This window comes from Hymenobacter sp. DG25A, assembly GCF_001280305.1.
Lineage (GTDB): Bacteria > Bacteroidota > Bacteroidia > Cytophagales > Hymenobacteraceae > Hymenobacter.
The window spans coordinates 278288-294192 of record NZ_CP012623.1 but is presented as its reverse complement, the minus strand read 5'-3'; the positions used below and the strand labels follow the sequence as shown (position 1 = coordinate 294192).

Annotated in this window: 15 protein-coding genes; 4 read left to right on the top strand and 11 right to left on the bottom strand. The window is 59.2% G+C overall.

Translation table 11 applies throughout. The features are described 5' to 3' along the window. Nucleotides 1-126: 126 nt before the first annotated feature. Genes AM218_RS01255 through AM218_RS01240 form a run of 4 tightly spaced genes read right to left on the bottom strand, consistent with a single transcriptional unit; the run spans nucleotide 127 to nucleotide 3391 of the window. On the bottom strand, nucleotides 127-1179 hold the full coding sequence (locus AM218_RS01255) for a DUF3089 domain-containing protein (protein ID WP_054411111.1): 1053 nt from the start codon (nucleotides 1177-1179) through the stop codon (nucleotides 127-129). A 27-nt stretch (nucleotides 1180-1206) separates the two neighbouring features. Beyond that, nucleotides 1207-2310, bottom strand: coding sequence for an SHOCT domain-containing protein (locus AM218_RS01250; RefSeq protein ID WP_054411109.1), 1104 nt, complete (start codon nucleotides 2308-2310; stop codon nucleotides 1207-1209). 53 nt (nucleotides 2311-2363) lie between these two features. Continuing rightward, the gene (locus tag AM218_RS01245; RefSeq protein WP_054411107.1) at nucleotides 2364-3098 is read right to left on the bottom strand and encodes a hypothetical protein; all 735 of its coding nucleotides are present in this window, start codon (nucleotides 3096-3098) and stop codon (nucleotides 2364-2366) included. Nucleotides 3099-3145: 47 nt separating this feature from the next. Further along, nucleotides 3146-3391, bottom strand: coding sequence for a hypothetical protein (locus tag AM218_RS01240; RefSeq protein ID WP_054411106.1), 246 nt, complete (start codon nucleotides 3389-3391; stop codon nucleotides 3146-3148). Between the two features lie 135 nt (nucleotides 3392-3526). Between AM218_RS01240 and AM218_RS01235 the strand changes: the two genes are divergently transcribed. Continuing rightward, on the top strand, nucleotides 3527-3706 hold the full coding sequence (locus AM218_RS01235) for a hypothetical protein (protein ID WP_054411104.1): 180 nt from the start codon (nucleotides 3527-3529) through the stop codon (nucleotides 3704-3706). An 84-nt stretch (nucleotides 3707-3790) separates the two neighbouring features. Here AM218_RS01235 and AM218_RS01230 read toward each other — a convergent pair whose 3' ends face one another. After that, nucleotides 3791-4819 carry a YeiH family protein gene (locus tag AM218_RS01230; protein ID WP_082318003.1) on the bottom strand — a complete coding sequence of 343 codons (1029 nt, stop codon included), beginning with the start codon at nucleotides 4817-4819 and terminating at the stop codon, nucleotides 3791-3793. An 87-nt stretch (nucleotides 4820-4906) separates the two neighbouring features. Next, nucleotides 4907-5806: a LysR substrate-binding domain-containing protein gene (locus AM218_RS01225; RefSeq protein WP_071843658.1), complete on the bottom strand. Its 900-nt coding sequence runs from the start codon at nucleotides 5804-5806 to the stop codon at nucleotides 4907-4909. A gap of 108 nt (nucleotides 5807-5914) precedes the next feature. Here AM218_RS01225 and AM218_RS01220 point away from each other — a divergent pair, with 108 nt between their 5' ends. Then, entirely contained in the window at nucleotides 5915-7978 is a 2064-nt protein-coding gene (locus tag AM218_RS01220) for a S9 family peptidase (RefSeq protein WP_054415180.1), read from the top strand. A gap of 126 nt (nucleotides 7979-8104) precedes the next feature. Here the strand turns inward: AM218_RS01220 and AM218_RS01215 are convergent, their stop codons facing one another. The 5 genes from AM218_RS01215 to AM218_RS01195 form a co-directional block, all read right to left on the bottom strand. Further along, nucleotides 8105-8473, bottom strand: coding sequence for an STAS domain-containing protein (locus AM218_RS01215; RefSeq protein WP_157547461.1), 369 nt, complete (start codon nucleotides 8471-8473; stop codon nucleotides 8105-8107). Nucleotides 8474-8947: 474 nt separating this feature from the next. Continuing rightward, on the bottom strand, nucleotides 8948-9916 hold the full coding sequence (locus tag AM218_RS01210) for a bestrophin family protein (protein WP_071843657.1): 969 nt from the start codon (nucleotides 9914-9916) through the stop codon (nucleotides 8948-8950). Nucleotides 9917-10089: 173 nt separating this feature from the next. Next, nucleotides 10090-11943 carry a MutS-related protein gene (locus AM218_RS01205; RefSeq protein WP_231717518.1) on the bottom strand — a complete coding sequence of 618 codons (1854 nt, stop codon included), beginning with the start codon at nucleotides 11941-11943 and terminating at the stop codon, nucleotides 10090-10092. 59 nt (nucleotides 11944-12002) lie between these two features. Continuing rightward, entirely contained in the window at nucleotides 12003-12503 is a 501-nt protein-coding gene (locus AM218_RS01200) for a (4Fe-4S)-binding protein (RefSeq protein ID WP_054411096.1), read from the bottom strand. A gap of 26 nt (nucleotides 12504-12529) precedes the next feature. Next, nucleotides 12530-12961, bottom strand: a complete 432-nt coding sequence (locus tag AM218_RS01195) for a RidA family protein (protein WP_054411094.1) — start codon at nucleotides 12959-12961, stop codon at nucleotides 12530-12532. A gap of 117 nt (nucleotides 12962-13078) precedes the next feature. Between AM218_RS01195 and AM218_RS01190 the strand changes: the two genes are divergently transcribed. Both AM218_RS01190 and AM218_RS01185 read left to right on the top strand, forming a co-directional pair. Beyond that, nucleotides 13079-13909, top strand: coding sequence for an energy transducer TonB (locus AM218_RS01190; RefSeq protein WP_054411092.1), 831 nt, complete (start codon nucleotides 13079-13081; stop codon nucleotides 13907-13909). 28 nt (nucleotides 13910-13937) lie between these two features. Beyond that, a complete protein-coding gene (locus AM218_RS01185) occupies nucleotides 13938-15494 on the top strand; it encodes a DNA integrity scanning protein DisA nucleotide-binding domain protein (protein ID WP_054411090.1) in 1557 nt (518 codons plus the stop codon). Nucleotides 15495-15905: the final 411 nt, after the last annotated feature.

The following is a 15905-nucleotide window of genomic DNA, read 5'->3' as shown; positions in this document are numbered from 1 at the left end:
TTTTTTGTTGTGCGAAGCTCCGGCTTCGCGCACGAGCAGAGTGAGTTCCAACAGGCTGTTATAAGCGGCGCGATACTGCATATTCGCTTCGCTCATACGCGAAGCCGGAGCTTCGCGCTACTATCGCTACTGTTGTTTCTGATAGGCGCGCACCCGCGCTGCCGCGTTTTGCCGCAGGTTCAGGTAGAACAGGCTGTAGTCGGCAATGTGGAAGGAATGGCGCAGCTCCGGGCGTCCGGGCAGCAGGAAGCGGGGGTAGCCGGCAGGCTTGGGAGTGTGTACCCACACAATACCATCGTGCACCTTGGCATCTACTACCTGAGGATCTGTTTTATCAAAATCGAAGCGCACACCGCCTTTGTTTAGGGTAGCGGGGGCCGTTAGCGTGTCCAGTGTCCAGGTAAGCGGGTTTATGGCGGTAGCTCCCTTAAACGGCTCGTATTCATAGCCCCACTCTACTGTGTTCCAGCTGATGTAGCAGCCGGTTTGGGTGGAGTCTGCGCAGGGCTTTAGGACCTGATATTCATCCTGCTTCACCTTATAGCCTACCAGATAGGCGGCCACCAGTCGCTTTCGGAGCTGTGGGTTATTATCGAAAAACTCGTGCAGCAGCCGCGTGGCGTGAAACGTGCCCTGGCTATGGCTGGCAATAATAATGGGCCGGCCCTGGTTGTAATGCGCGAGATAATACTGAAAAGCAGCCTTTACATCGGTATACGCCAGGTTTAGTGCCTGCTCCCCATTGGTATCCTGCGTATCGAAAAACGAAAACAAGGTGGCCTGCCGGTAGCGCGGCGCGTAAATGCGGCCGGCGGCGTTGAAGGCGCTGGCCTGCTTCCGGATGGTGCTGTTATCGGTGAACCGGTTCAGCAGCAAATCATTCAAATTTGCATTCCAGGAACCGCGGCGGAAATACGTGGTGGGGTGCACGAAAAATACATCGGCCGTGGCTTGGGCCTGCTCGTCGTGCAGGCCGCTGTGGGGGGGCACGGCATCGGCGGAGTCGCGGCGCTCGGGCAGGGCAGCCCAGTTGGCGGGCAGGGCATAATCGGGCAAAGCCGGCGGCGTGTAGGCCGCAAAGCTTTTTCCGGGCTGAATTACTTTAATGCACCCGGCGCTGGCAAGCAGCAACAGCGCAGCGGCCACCCAGGCAGACTTAACAGGCAAAAGCAAGCGCATAGCAAAGCGGGAAATCGGAACCAGACGTTAATCGGTGAAGGAGTTTTCCAGCAGCCGTTCCTGGCGCAGGTAGACTATTTTCAGGTTGCGGTCGAAGCGCACGCGCACCTGGGCAATGGTTTGCTGGTGCTGCTGGCGCGACACGCGGAAGGCCCGGCTTTTCTCGCGGTAGGTAACCACGCGGGAGCCGTCGTTGGTTTCGGGGCCTATCTGCAAAGTACCAGGCTCGATGATGGTTTCAGCTTCCTGAAACTCCGGAAAGTGGGATTTAGCCAGCTCGGCCTCAATGGCGGCGGGCGTGGTATTCTGCTGGGTGTAGAACCGCTCTACCTGCCCGGCAAAGTGCTGCGAGGCATTAAACGGGGCCGCTTTCAAATCCTCGTAGTAAGAGAGCAGTGCATTCTGCACCTGGGTACGCAAATCGGCATCTACGGCAGCCGTCGGGGCCGGTGAGGCCGCTGGCGCGGGCTGCGTGGCCGGCGTTGTAACTGAATCGGTGGTGGCGGTAGCGGCGGGCGACGGAGTAGCAGGTACTACCCGCACGGTTTCGGGCGCGGCCGCCGGGGGAAGCTCAATCTGCTCGGCCTGGGGGCCTTCTTCCGGGCGCACGGCTACAGAATCAGAGGCGCTTTGGGAAATGCTGGTCAGGTGCTCTGATTCCCGGGAGCCCATGGCCAGATACAGCACCAGGCCCAGAAGCGCCACAATGCCTCCGATAATCAGCACCAAAGTCAGCGGATTGCGCGGGGGCGTGGTGTCCGGAGCATTATCCTCCGGCAGCTCCGTAGAAGATTCGTAGGAATTCTCAGCCGTGGGCGACGCCCCGGGCCGGCCGGCAATAATGGGGTGGTTAAAATTCTCGGCCGGCGTAGCGGGGGCCTGCGGCTGCAGGGGTGCTACCGGGGCGGGCTCTTCGCCCAGTACAAAAGGGCGCAGCAACGGGTCCTCAATAGGGGCCGGAATGCTGGTTTCCGTGGGCTCATTCACCGGAGCAGCGGGTACGGCGGCAGTACCTTCGCTAAACAGCAGCTTGCGCTTCAGGGTATCAAACTCCTGCTGGGTGATGGTACCGGCGTCGAGCCACTCTTTGAGCTGGCGGAGGGTATCGAGCGGGGAAGGATCTTGGGACATGGCACAAAGGGTACCGGGCTGCGCCGTTACGGGCGCGCCGGTTTGCGGGGGCTTTATTTACGGTCGAGGGCGGAGAGGCGGTCCTTGCGGCGCTGCAGCTGCAGCTTGCGCAGCTCCAGCTGACGGGCGTTATCCAGCAGCTTCACGGAGTCCTGGCGCACCTTCAGCACGTTCTCCATATTCTGTTTTTTGAGGGCCTCGATGCGCTCCAGGTTGCTGGCCGTATTGGCCTTCGCATTCTTTATGTCCCGGTTGAGCTGGTCTTTCTCCTTTTCCGAATCCTTGAGCTGCTTTTCTGCCTGATCTACCTGGTCTTTATAGGCCTTGAGGCGCGCGGCTACAGCAAACGACTGCACCATATTGCGCAGGGCGGCATACTCGGAAGGAGTTTTATCCGGGTTTAAAAAGGCGTCAGGCCCGATAGAAGCAAAAACGGATAGCTCCGATGTGCTGTCAGAAGGCGAGTTAACCGTGGCAAACAGGTCCATCAGCTTGCCCGAAACGCTGGAAATAGGCGTTTGGCGGGCTTCCAGCACATCTTTCTTGCCTACGCCCATCACGCCGCTGCCTTTCAGCTTGATGTTGTACGTGTCCTTCAGCCAGGACTGCCAGAAGTCGCGCGTCCATTGGGCGGTGCCGTCTACCTGCACTTTCACGGCATCCCGCTCGCGCTTTTCAAAGCTGGTGGTGCCGGGACGCACTTCGTAGAGCTGGGCGGTGGCGGGCAGGGCGCTCAGGCCGGCCAGCACCAGCAGCGCGGCGAACAGAAAGCGAAAAAATGGATTCATAAGAAAAGTCGATGGATGTAAAACCTGATTTCAGCCACGCGGCTATATCACAGACCGTGCCGGTCGAAGGAGGCCTGCAGGTCGGCGCGCATGAGGGCAAAGCGCCGAACGGCGGCTTGCAGAAACTCTTCATCGAGCAGGGCAAAAACGTCCTCCTCTCCGGTAATGTCCAGCTCACTTACCTTGTAGGTTTGCTCCAGGTCGCCTTTTTCCAGCTTGATAAGATATTTACCATTCCAGGAGAACAAGGTGATTTTAGCCTCTGAATTAGGAATATCTGCAACGTGACGCATGCGTATGGAAGGTAAGTGAATTGACAGGCGAAGATAGCCAGCCGGCAGCGAGAAAAGCCGGGTAATCTGGAAACAGCCCCTAATAACTGACGTATACGGGCTATACCTTATGGTTTCACCTTTTAGTTTAAAGTTATGCCCAGAGGAGATAAATCAGCCTACACCGATAAGCAGAAGCGGCAGGCTGAACACATAGAGGAAGGGTACGAAAAGCGCGGCGTTTCGGAAGAAGAAGCCGAGAAGCGCGCCTGGGCCACCGTAAACAAACACGATGGTGGCGGGAAGAAAAGTGGCTCCGGCCGCAAATCTTCCTGATTAATACTGAACATCCATTTGCACAAAAAAGGCCGGCTTGGTATCAAGCCGGCCCTTTTTTATGATCAGAAGGGTAAGCCTTAGCTACACCACCGTGTGCAGAATAACCCAGAGCGAAGCGGCCGAAACCACGCCCCACAGCAGAATGCCCTGCACAAAGGGGCGCACACCCACGGAGCGCAGCACTGCCAGAGAAAGCCCGGCCCCAATCAGAAACAATGTAACGGTGAGGCCCAGCTTGGCCAGCTTTACAATGGCAGGAGTAAACGGCTGCAGCGCCGGCACCAGGGTATTGAGCAGCATGGCGCCCACAAACCCTAGAATAAACCACGGCAGCTTTACTTTGGCCTCTTTGGTTTTGAAGAAGAAAGCGGTGCCCAGGGCCACGGGAATAATCCAGAGGGCACGGGCCAGCTTAACGGTGGTGGCAATCTGCAGGGCCTGGTCGCCGTAGTGGCTGGCGGCGCCTACCACGGAGCTGGTATCGTGAATGGCAATGGCGGCCCAGAGGCCAAACTGGTTCTGGCTCATCTGCAGGGCATGGCCCACCGCCGGAAACAGAAACAAGGCTACCGAGTTCAGAATAAACACCGTGCCCAGCGCCACCGACATCTGCCCTTCCTCAGCCTGAATGACCGGCCCCACAGCCGCAATGGCACTGCCCCCGCAAATAGCAGTGCCACTGGAAATGAGATGGGAAATTTTACGGTCGATACCCAGCCAGCGGCCTACCAGAAACCCCAGGGTGAGCGTGCCCAGAATAGAAACTACGGTGAACAGCAGCCCCTCGCGCCCGGCCTGCAGGGCCGTCTGGGCATTCATCCCAAACCCCAGCCCTACTACCGACCATTGCAGCAGCTTGCTGGTGTAACGCCGGCTTTGCGCCGGAAAAGGGTTGCCAATGACCAGTGCTACCACCAGCCCCAGCGCCAGGGCCAGCGGCGGTGAGCCCCACGGCGACAGGCAAATGAGCAGAGCAATACCAAAAATCAGAATGCGCGGCGTAACGGCCAGCCCCCTTATCTCCCAGCGGTGCGCCAGAAGCGCAGCCCAGCGGTCAGCAGTAAAAACAGGTTTACTACCGGAAGAGGATAACGGGTGGGCACTTTTCATAAACCGGGGCACAGCAAATAGTACCCCAAACTTACGCGCCGCCCCCCCTATCGATAATCAAAAAAGATTATCAGCAATAACCTGACGTTATACCTCTTCCAGCAGCTCACGCCGGGCATACGCCAGGAAGCGCTCCGCCTGCGCCGATAAAGGCTGCCCCTGCACCCAGGCAGCTTCAAACTGCCGGGCCAGGCGCAGCTCCGGTATGGGCACAATTTCCAGGCGGCCTACCTGCACATCCCGCGTCACAGCCCGCTGCGACACAAACCCCAGGCAGGCCGGCGCTGCTTCCAGGTAGGACTTGATGCCTTCCGTATTATCGAGGTAGAGCGCCACGTGGAGCTGGTCCAGCCGGATCTGCTGGGTGCGCAGGGCAAATTCCAGCACCTCCAGGGTGCCGGAGCCCCGCTCCCGCAACACCAGCGGGTGCTGCAGGGCTTCGGCCAAGGTCATGGCCACGGGCGGGGTACCCGTACTCCGTCGCACGGCTACCAGTTCATCCTGCAGCAGGAGCTCATAGTGCAGGTCGCGGTTTTTGCTGCGGCCTTCCACAAAAGCCAGGTCCAGGTGGCCGTGCAGGAGGGCTTCGGCAATCTGCTCGGAGTTGGCATTGAGCATGGTGAGCTCAATATGCGGGTAGCGGGCCTGAAAAGCGGGCAGAATGGGAGGCAGCACGTACTGGGCCAGCGTGGTGCTGGCGCCCAGGCGCAAGCGCCCCGCGGCTTCGTGGTGCAGGGCGTAGAGCTGGTCGGTGAGCTGATGGTGGAGGGCTTCCACGGTATCGGCGTGGGTGAGCAGCAGGTGGCCGGCGGCGGTGAGGGCTACGCGGTTGCCGCGGCGCTCAAACAGGCGCTGCCCGTAGCTGCGCTCCAGCTCCCGCACGTGCTTGGTAACGGCGGGCTGGCTGATGAACAGCTCCTGCGCGGCCTTGGTAAAGCTCAGGTGCCGGGCCACGGTCTGAAAAACACGAAGACGGAAATCGGGCATGCGCTACAGGTTAAAGCAGGCCGCCGGAGCGGGCCGGCAAGCTACGGCATTGGGCACAGTTTGCGGCATGGTGGCTACCTTGCGCGCAAAATCCCATTCTTTTTTCTGATGAAAAAATCCTTTCTCGCGGCGCTGCTCTGCCTTCCCTTGGCAGCCGCAGCCCAATCAGGCGTACTCACGCCGGAGCTTCTCTGGAAGATGGGCCGGCTGGGCGAAATGCAGGTGTCGCCGGACGGACGACAGGTGGCTTTCACCGTTACGCGCTACAACCTGGCCGATAACAAAGGCAACGCCGACATTTTTGTGATGCCGGCCACCGGCGGGGCCATGAAGCAGCTCACCAACACGCCCGGCAGTGAAGGCAACCTGAACTGGCGCCCCGATGGCAAAAAACTTACCTACATCAGCGCCGAAGGCGGCTCCGACCAGCTCTATGAAATGAACCCCGATGGGTCCGGCCTGCAGAAGCTGAGCGCCTTTCCGGAAGAAGGCATTGCCAACCTGAAGTACGCCCCTACCGGCAAGTTTATCTTCTACACCCAGGAAGTAAAAACCGGCAAAGAGGTGAAAGACTGGTACCCCGACCTGCTAAAGGCCGATGCCCGCATCATCGACGACCTCAACTACCGCCACTGGAACGCCTGGGACGACTATAAAGTCAACCACGTGTTCTTCCAGCCTATGGGAGATGATGGCAAGCCCACCGGCTACGGGAAAGATGTGATGCCCGGGGAAAAATTTGACGCGCCCCTGCAGCCCTTTGGCGGCGCAGAGCAGATTGCCTTTTCCCCCGATGGCTACCAGCTGGCCTACACCTCGCGCAAGCTCACGGGCAAGGCCGAGGCCGAAAGCACCAACTCCGATATTTACCTCTACGACGTGCGCTCGGGCAAGACGCGCAACCTGAGCGAGGGCCTGGGCGGCTACGATACCGAACCCAGCTTCTCGCCCGATGGCAGCAAAGTAGCCTGGCTGAGCATGGCCACGCCCGGCTTTGAGTCAGACCGCAACGGCATTGTGGTGCTGGACCTTAAATCCGGCAAGCGGGAGGATATCACCAAAGGCTCGGAGCAGGCCGCGGGCAACGTGCGCTGGAGCCAGGATGGCAAAACCATTTACTTCGTAAGCGTGCTGGCCGGCACGGAGCAGATTTTCTCGATTCCCGGCAAAGGCGGCAAAATTAAGCAGCTCACCAAGGGCCCGCAGAACTACAATAGCTTTGAGCTGGCGAGTAAGGACGCAGCCATCGTCAACAAAACCACCATCAGCAGCCCCGCCGAGCTGGTGCGCATCGACCTGAAAAATGGCCGCGAAACTGCCCTCACCCACCTGAACCAGCCAGAGCTGGCCGGCGTGAAAATGGGCAAGGTGGAAGACCGCCGCGTAACCACCACCGACGGCAAGCAGATGCAGGTGTACGTTATCTACCCGCCTGACTTCGACCCCAACAAAAAATACCCTACCCTGCTGTACTGCCAGGGCGGCCCGCAAAGCCCCATTACGCAAAGCTGGAGCTACCGCTGGAACTTCCAGCTGATGGCTGCCCACGGCTACATTGTGGTGGCCCCCAACCGCCGCGGCCTGCCAGGCTTTGGCACGGAGTGGAACAACAGCATTTCCACCGATTGGGGTGGGCAGCCCATCAAAGATTACCTCTCGGCTATTGATGCCGTAAGCCAGGAGCCGTTTGTAGATAAGGACCGGCGCGGCTGTGTGGGCGCTTCTTACGGCGGCTACTCCGTGTATTTCCTGGCGGGCCACCATCAGGGGCGCTTCAAGACGTTTATTGCCCACGCCGGCCTCTATAACCTGGAAAGCTGGTACCCCACCACGGAGGAAATGTTCTTCGCCAATCACGATTTGGGCGGGCCCCCATGGCAGGAACCGCAGCCCCGTACCTACCAGGAGTTCAACCCCCAGATGTTTGCCCGCAACTGGGATACGCCCATCCTGGTCATTCATGGCGGCAAGGACTTCCGGGTGCCCGAGAGCCAGGGCATGGAAGCCTTTGGGACGGCGCAGCTGCGGGGGATTCCCAGCCGCTTCCTGTATTTCCCCAACGAAGGCCACTGGATTCAGAAGCCCCAGAACGCAGTGCTCTGGAACCGGGTGTTCTTTGACTGGCTGGGCCGCACGCTGCAGCCCGGCGCAGCGCCGGTTACCGGCCATTAAGCGGGCTAAGCCAGCATAAAATACAAACGCCCGACTACCTCACCGTAGCCGGGCGTTTTACTGTTCAGAAAAGCAGCCTGTAACTAGCTGCTTGCAGGCAGCGCTACTTTCTGGCTCAGGTTAATATCAGGCAATGCGCCGTGTAGAATGCTCTTGCTGACAGAACAGCTCGGCATCCAGTAAGTTATTGACAATGGGGGGACGTAGCGCGGGCACCAAGCTATCCAGCTCCTGCTGCACGGGAGAACTTACGTGGCAGAGCACCAGGTTCATGCCGTGCTTATGCAACTTATGATAGTAAAAAGTCAGCAGTTCGGCGGCGTTGGGGGGGAGGTGGTCCAGGTGACTGCAATCAACCCACACGCTCGATTTTCCACTACGGGCTGCCCGGCGCAGGGCCCAATCCAGAGCATTGGCATCCTGTTGGGTTTCCGGCACATCATTGGCCAGAATCAGCAAGTAGCTTTCGGGTAATATCTCTCGGTAAACTTCCATAAGAATAAAGTAGCTAAGCGTTTCGGTGGGTAGGTGGGGGCAGAGCGGTGCGAAAAACAACTAATTGACTTCATTTTACTCCAGTAGCAGCCCCGCCCGCCGTGCACAAATGATGAGCTGAGCTTTATTCCTACTGTATCCTTAACACGTAGCAGCTACTTGCTTTTACGCATTCTATAAAAATCTGGTATACGGCAACTTAACCGGATATCAGTGACGGTTAGTTTCTCCCGTTCAGGTACTAATAGAAAATTTAAATATTTAATGCTTCTAATGTTTTCTATTAGGCTCTGCAGGCAGAAACAATCCTATTTCGGATTTTTAAAGACTCGTTAAAATTTCAATAAACGTTACCCCCTATTGATCAGAGGGTCTGTAAGATAGCGCTATTTTTGATTTACCAGAACAGAGGCCATATTTTTTTTCTGAGCCGGGTAAACCCGGACAGTACAGCCATTTTTCATAGCTGATTTCCTAATACAAAACGTCGTTGTGGGGCTCTATGCGAGGCGGCAGGTGAGTTTCGCCCAGCATCTCGCGCAGGTCTATTTCAATGGAGCGGCACAGTGCCGTCATGGGCACGTCGTTTACCTGGTTATCGAAGGGGTTTTCGCTGGTGTGCCCCACAATTTCAATGGTGTTGAACACCCATGATACCAGCACGGAGAAAGGCACCGTCAGCCAGATATGGTCGGGGCCCATCTGGGCAAACTCGCCAATGAGGCCCAGCGGCAGCAAGGCCGCAAACAACCACACAAACACATAGCTAAAGAAGGCATACTGGCGCGGGAAAGGCGTGTTCTTGATTCGCTCGCACCCGCCCTGCAGATTGTAGAGCTCTTCCAGGCTGCGCATCATGCCTACGTGCTGAAAATCGTTGAGCAGGCCGCGCTCTTCGCGCAGCAGGCGCAGGTCGGCGGCCTGCTGGCGCACCAGGTGGGCGGCGGGGTTCATGTAATGCCGCATGCGCTCCGCTTCCGTCACTTCCAGAAAGGGCGCCACCTCAATATCCCATTGCTCGGGCTGGCGGCGCAGCTGAATGCGCAGGGCGTTGCACCAGGCTATCTGGCGGTACACCAACCGGCGGTGGCGCTCCGATAGCTCCTCCGCCGAGGCCGCGGGCGCCTCCACATCCGGGGCATCTACGCGGGAGGTAATGTATTCCAGCACCTGCACGGCCCAGGTACGGCTGGTATTCACCACGCCGCCCCAGAGCTTACGGCCCTCCCAGAAACGCTCGTAGGAGCCGTTGTTTTTAAAGCCCAGGTAGAACGATACGGCAATACCCAGCGTGGCTACCGGCTGCCAGGGAATGGAGAGGGAGTGAAAATTAAATGGCCCGTATACCACGCATACCAGCAGGGCATATACGGTGAAAATGAACACATTTTGTCGGGCTACCCGCCAGATAAGAGACCAGCGAATATTATTACGAACGTACATAGAGAAGACGGGCTTTTGCCGTCATCTACGTAGCCTGCACACCGCAGGGCCACACCGGGGCCGGCAAATATTACCCCGTTTACATATTTGGTTCAGGATTACCACTTTCCCGGAAGAACAGAGCCCTGCATGCACACCCAACAAGTCAGCCGGCAACTTGGTTAGCCAACAGCTTAATTCCCTGCCTCGTCGTCTTCCACGGCAATGCCCATCAAGCGCATCAGCTGGCTGGCGTTGAAGGAGCGGCATACACCGGGTGTGAGGCGGTAGTCAAAATGAATCTGCTGGCCGCTGAAGGTGCTGTTGAAGCTATAGTTGGTAACGAAGCCGGGCAACTCCTCGGCCAGCTCGCCCAGCTCCAGGTCGTGAGTGCTGACCAGGCCGCTGGCGGGGCGGCGGTGCAGCTGATGGATGAGGGCGCGGGCCCCGCGGTGCCGGTCACGGGAGTTGGTGCCTTTCAGAATTTCATCCAGCAGATAGAAAACCGGCTGCCCGGTGGCCGTGAGCTCCAGCAGCAGACGCAGGCGCTTCAGCTCGGCATAGAAAGAAGATGTGCTTTCGGCCAGATTATCCTGGGTTCGCATAGCCGTGTACACCTGCGCCGGGCTTACGCGCAGCCGGCGGGCACACACTGCGGCGCCAGCCAAGGCCAGCACCATGTTCAGGCCCACCGTGCGCAGAAAAGTGGTTTTACCCGACATATTGGAGCCCGTAACCACGCCCGTGCTGCCCGGCCCCACGGTGCTGAAATCATTGGTGATACGCTCCGTGGTAAAGATGAGCGGATGCCCCAGGCCCTCGGCGGTGAACTCCAAAGGCGAAGAGCTCAGCTCCGGCACGGTATAGGTGGGGTTGGCAAACTGAAAAGCCGCCAAGCTCACCAGGGCTTCGGTTTCGGCTACTACTTCCAGTATAGCATCCAGGCGGTGGCCGCCGAGGCGGTGCTTCCAGCCTTCCAACCGCCACATCCAGAAGAAGTCCCAGAAGAGCAGGTTATTGGCAAAAAACGCCGCCAGCGTGCTTTGGCGCATCGAGAAATAATCCACCATCACAGCCAGCCGGCCAATTAGGCGGGAAGCCGGGGCGCCATCGGAGGCGGCAAACAAGGTGCGGTGCAGCTCCAGGAGGCGCGGGGCCTGCACCGGCCGGGCTTCCAGCAGGGCCAGCTGGTCGCGGTAGGCGCGCAGCACATCGTACATGCTCTCACTGTGGTCGAAGTAGGCGTCGCGGGCGGCCTGGTAGTGGTGGTTAATGGCGCCCATCAGCAGCAGAAACGGCGCCACTACCCATAAAGAGTAACCGCTGAGCCAGAGCCCTACGCTGCCCAGGGCCAGGGGCGGCAACACAAAAAGCAGGGCCTTCAGCCAGGCTTTATCAGCGAAGAAATCGGGGGCTCGCAGCCACTCCGTGAAGCGGCGCGGGTCTTCGGCCTGCTTGGGGAAGTGCCGGGCACGGGCCTGCCACTCGTGCTGCCAGGCTGCATCGGGCGCCAACTCGGCTACGGCTTCCTGGCGGGCCAGCAGCTTAGCCGGGGTACCGGCGGTTTGCAGCCAGGCTGCCAGGTGGTCCTGCCCCAGGCGGGAGGTAGCACGGCTCAGCAGCTGAAACACCGAGTGCGACCCGAAGACGTCCAGGTCGGCGGTGTAAGGATGTTGGGCGTCCATGTATGGCAAGCCCGAATCAAAGCCGCTGAGGCGGCCGGCCAGGCGGTCCAGCTCTTCCTGGTTTATCTGCCGGAGCAGGCGGAAATGGTCGCGCTGGTAGCCTAGGCGGCTATGCCAGCGCATCACCAATACAAATACCAGATAAGCGGCTGCCAGCACGCCAAAACCGAGGGCGTACTGCTGGCGGCTTAAAAGCAGATACACTGCCAGCGCACCGCCCAAAAATACGGCTACCCGCAGCCAGGCCACCGCCTGGTGCCGGGCCGCAAAATGCTGCTCCTGCGCGGTGTGGGCCGGCAGGTTGTCGGTGAAGATATCGGTAGGTGAGATGGTAATCGGGCGAAAGGAAGAAGCGGCAGCCACAGCGGAACAGGTTTCAGGAACCGCGAAGGTACGCTCTCCGGCGCTGCCGTCCGGCCCAGTTAGGCCGGATTGGCGCCCTTCTGGTCCCAGCCGGGCGGCAGGTCCCGGTGCGCCCCGTCGCAGTATGGCTTGTTTTTCGATTGGCCGCAGCGGCACAGGGCGGTGCGCGGGTGACTGTGCTCCTGGCCATCGGGGGTGTGCACCACCACCGGGCCGCTGATGAGCAAGGGGCCGCCCGCGCTTACCTCTACCCGAATACCGGTGGTGGGCATGGCTTCGGCGCCGGTGGCTTTCTGGTCGTCGGGGGCAGCGGCCGGGGCTTCCTGGTTCAGGAAGTAGCTGAGCGCCCCGGAAGGGCATTGCTCTATCTGCCGCATAATTTCCGGGCTGGCGGCGGCGGTGGGGTCTATCCAGGGGCGGCGCTCAAAATCAAACACCTCCGGCAGGCCCAGCACGCAGTGCCGCGAATGAATGCACAGCGCGGGCTGCCATACTACCGTTACGGTACCGTTGGAGTAGTGCTTAACAATGGGTTTGTGGTGGGAGCCGGGCGTATCCATGGCATTTTCAGCTGACAAAACTCTCTCTACTTAACCACCGCAATGCATTTGAGTTCAATGGCAATGGGCGTGGGCAGGCAGTTGATTTCGACGGTGGTGCGGCAGGGCTGGCTGGAGGCGAAATACTCGGCGTAGAGGCGGTTGTAGGTTGCAAAGTCGTCCTTCATATTGGTCAGGAACACCGTCACGTCAATTAAATCCTCCCAGCGGGCCCCGGCCTCTTCCAGAATATAGCGAACATTCTGAAAAACGGCGTGGCACTGACCTTCAAAATCATAGCTGCGGATGCTGCCATCGGGATTCAGCTCTACCCCGGGCACGTTTTTATGGCCGCGCTGGCGGGGGCCTACGCCGGAAAGAAACAATAAATTGCCGGCCCGGCGGGCGTGCGGATACAGGCCCACGGGCTCGGGGGCGCGGCTGGAGTTGTGCGCGCTGGAAGTTTCATCGGCTTTCATAAGGTCAAATCTATCGAAATTCGACTCTTTGCATATATCCTGAACCCACAGGCCGGCTTGCACCGTTGAGGGTGCGGTGCCGGTACTACCGGGTTTGCCTTAACCTTACTTGTTCTTATGATGCGCTTTTTTTCCCGTTTGGTGCTGTTGCTCAGCTTGGTGGCCATTGGCCTTTCTCCCGCTCACGCTCAGAAAAAACTTAAATACCCCAAGCCGGAGAAAGACAAGGTGTATGATGCCGTGGAAAAGCCCGCCCTGCCGGAAGGCGGCCTGGAGGCTTTCGGGCAATATCTGGCCGACCACCAGAACTATCCTACCGCCGCGCTGCAGCGCGGCGTGCAAGGCACCGTTACGGTTTCCTTCGTCATTGAAAAATCCGGCGACCTGACCGAAGTGGCCCCTATCCAGCCCGGCGACCCTGACCTGGACGCCGAGGCTGTGCGCACCGTGAAAGCCGGCCCTAAGTGGACGCCCGCCATGCACAAAGGCGCCAAAGTGCGGCAGCGCATGAGCATTCCCATTACCTTCCAGATTCCGGCCGATGCTGGCAGCGCCGCCGCCACTACTGCCCCGGCACCGGCCGCTACCGCCGCACCGGCAGCCGCCCAGGCTACCGTACCTGCTGAAAAGAGCACGCCCACCGTTATTGCCCCCGACCAGCCTGCCCGCCCCGTTGGTGGCACGGAAGCCTTTTTTGCTTGGATTCAGCAAAATCAGAAATACCCCGCGCTGGCCAAGCAACGCAAGATTGAAGGCCGGGTCATTATGGAGTTTATCGTGCAGAAAGACGGTTCCCTAACCGATATCAAGCCCGTAAAGCGCCTTGGCGCCGGCCTCGACGAAGAAGCCATTCGCCTGCTGAAAGCGGCACCCAAATGGGCGCCCGCCAGCTATAAAGGCCAACCCATAAAGCAAAAGATGGTGTTGCCGGTTGTATTCCAGCTATAGCCCTCGTTGAATTTTTATGCCTGATTTGATGCTTGCCCCGCTTCCTTTACTGAGCGCCCCTCCTGTACAGCCCATTGCGCCCGAGCCCGTAGTAGGCCCGCTGGCCATGTGGCCGCATCAGGCCCGTTTCCGGCAGGGCGCCCAGCAAAGTGCCCAGAGCGTGTTTGATGCATTGGATGAGGAACTGAACCCCACGGTGCTCCTGCTGGGCATTCCGGCCACCACCACGGCCGGCGCTGATCCTAACGTTAGCCTGGAACCCTTGGATGCCTTCCCCGACCGGGAGCGGTTTCTGGGGGTGCGGCAGCGGGGCCTGACGTTGCAGCAGGAAGAACCCTGGCCGTTCCGGGGCTACGAGGTGGTATCGGAGTGGTATGAGCAGTGGCGGCAGGAAGGCGTATCGCTGCGCCGTGCCGTGCAGGAAGTGTTTGATGCCGACCCCGCCAGCCACAAGCGCATCAGCTACGTGGGCATGCCCGTGCTGGTGCACAACCACTTTGTGCTGACGGTGCTGCAGCTGAATGCCAAAGTGGTGAAGCGCTATGCCGCGCTGCAGCCTGAGCGGTACTACACCGATGGTCGTCCGCTGGCTACCTCCCTGATCCAGGCCGTTATTATCCGCTTTCATGAAGAGTGCTGGAAGGCGCTGAACGAGCCCGAAGCCGGCCTGAGCCTGTTCATGCGCCCGCGCGATACCGACGAGCTGATCCGGGCCGCCGGCCGCCTGTTTATGGATACCCCGGCCCAGGATCTGGGCCTGGACCCCACCCTGGCCAAGCTGTTTGCTACCTGCACTACTATTTCCTCTCTGCGCTATGAAGGGGCCGAGGGCGTGGGCAAGCTCCTGCTGGCCCGCCGCCGCCACCCCAACCTGGAGGAGGTATTTGCCCTCACCTGCCCCACCCCGCTCACCGACTACCGGGCCGTGCGCAAGCTTCTGGAAATGGCCACGGCCGATGTCAGTCTGCTGGCCGACGGGGAAAACGTGTATGCCCTGGGCCGGTTAGTGGGTCACTACGACCCTGCCCGCGAAGACCTGTTCGTTATCAACTTCGTGAAACACTACATCTGGGAGTTTCAGCACGATGGGCAGGTGCTGATGCGCGCCAACTACGGCACGCCCAGCCTGCCGCGCACGCGCCTCAACCGCACCCATTTCCGCCGGGAGCTGCGCCACACCTTTGGCCTCACCGACTCCGGTAAAATAGAGCGCCTCTGGGAGGTGATGATGGAAGCCAGCCGGCAAAAGCACGGCACTCTGCTGGTTATCACCACGGAGGCCCTGGCCGAAGCCGACCGCCTGAAGCTGCAGTGCACGCTCATTGAGCCCGTTCCGCTCACTCCGCTCATCACCCGCCTCATCACCGCCATCGACGGGGCCGTGCTCCTCGACCCCGATGGCTACTGCTACTCCATTGGCGTTATTCTGGATGGCAAAGCTACCGGCCGCGGCACCAGCACCCGGGGCGCCCGCTACAACTCCGCCATTCGCTACGTAGAAAGCAGCCCGTATGCTTGCCTGGCAGTGGTGGTGAGCGAAGATGGTTTGGTAGATGTGATTACCAAAGAGAACCTGGGAGAATAGCCCGGCTTACTTCCTCGCTGGCTCCTCCCAAACCTGCATTTCAATTGCCTGTCAATTTTTGATGGGCTATTGCACAGACTATAAATGAATTAAAGCGGAGTGTTACCCGTTGCTAAGAACAGTTACCTTTGTAGCAGCTGTTTCTTAAGCTGCTTCCCGTTGGCCGCCCGCATTTTTTGGGGCTGTACAATCCGGGAAGGAAAGCCTACAGAGCATACAACGCCGGTGACTCTGCCCGCTACGAAAAGTATTATATGCTCTTTTTGCAAGCACCGTCGTATACCTTATTCTTAACCCGCAGCATTATTCTATTACCTGGTTGCTAGCCATCATCTGATTTTTAATCCTATCCGGTCTTTATCCGGCTGCCTTGCGGTAGTCCCAGAATTCGTCTTTTTCATTCTTTTTCTT

Coding starts and splice junctions, on each gene's coding strand:
- AM218_RS01255 (WP_054411111.1), bottom strand. CDS start 1,179: ATGCGCTTGCTTTTGCCTGTTAAGTCTGCCTGGGTGGCCGCTGCGCTG.
- AM218_RS01250 (WP_054411109.1), bottom strand. CDS start 2,310: ATGTCCCAAGATCCTTCCCCGCTCGATACCCTCCGCCAGCTCAAAGAG.
- AM218_RS01245 (WP_054411107.1), bottom strand. CDS start 3,098: ATGAATCCATTTTTTCGCTTTCTGTTCGCCGCGCTGCTGGTGCTGGCC.
- AM218_RS01240 (WP_054411106.1), bottom strand. CDS start 3,391: ATGCGTCACGTTGCAGATATTCCTAATTCAGAGGCTAAAATCACCTTG.
- AM218_RS01235 (WP_054411104.1), top strand. CDS start 3,527: ATGCCCAGAGGAGATAAATCAGCCTACACCGATAAGCAGAAGCGGCAG.
- AM218_RS01230 (WP_082318003.1), bottom strand. CDS start 4,819: ATGAAAAGTGCCCACCCGTTATCCTCTTCCGGTAGTAAACCTGTTTTT.
- AM218_RS01225 (WP_071843658.1), bottom strand. CDS start 5,806: ATGCCCGATTTCCGTCTTCGTGTTTTTCAGACCGTGGCCCGGCACCTG.
- AM218_RS01220 (WP_054415180.1), top strand. CDS start 5,915: ATGAAAAAATCCTTTCTCGCGGCGCTGCTCTGCCTTCCCTTGGCAGCC.
- AM218_RS01215 (WP_157547461.1), bottom strand. CDS start 8,473: ATGGAAGTTTACCGAGAGATATTACCCGAAAGCTACTTGCTGATTCTG.
- AM218_RS01210 (WP_071843657.1), bottom strand. CDS start 9,916: ATGTACGTTCGTAATAATATTCGCTGGTCTCTTATCTGGCGGGTAGCC.
- AM218_RS01200 (WP_054411096.1), bottom strand. CDS start 12,503: ATGGATACGCCCGGCTCCCACCACAAACCCATTGTTAAGCACTACTCC.
- AM218_RS01195 (WP_054411094.1), bottom strand. CDS start 12,961: ATGAAAGCCGATGAAACTTCCAGCGCGCACAACTCCAGCCGCGCCCCC.
- AM218_RS01190 (WP_054411092.1), top strand. CDS start 13,079: ATGATGCGCTTTTTTTCCCGTTTGGTGCTGTTGCTCAGCTTGGTGGCC.
- AM218_RS01185 (WP_054411090.1), top strand. CDS start 13,938: ATGCTTGCCCCGCTTCCTTTACTGAGCGCCCCTCCTGTACAGCCCATT.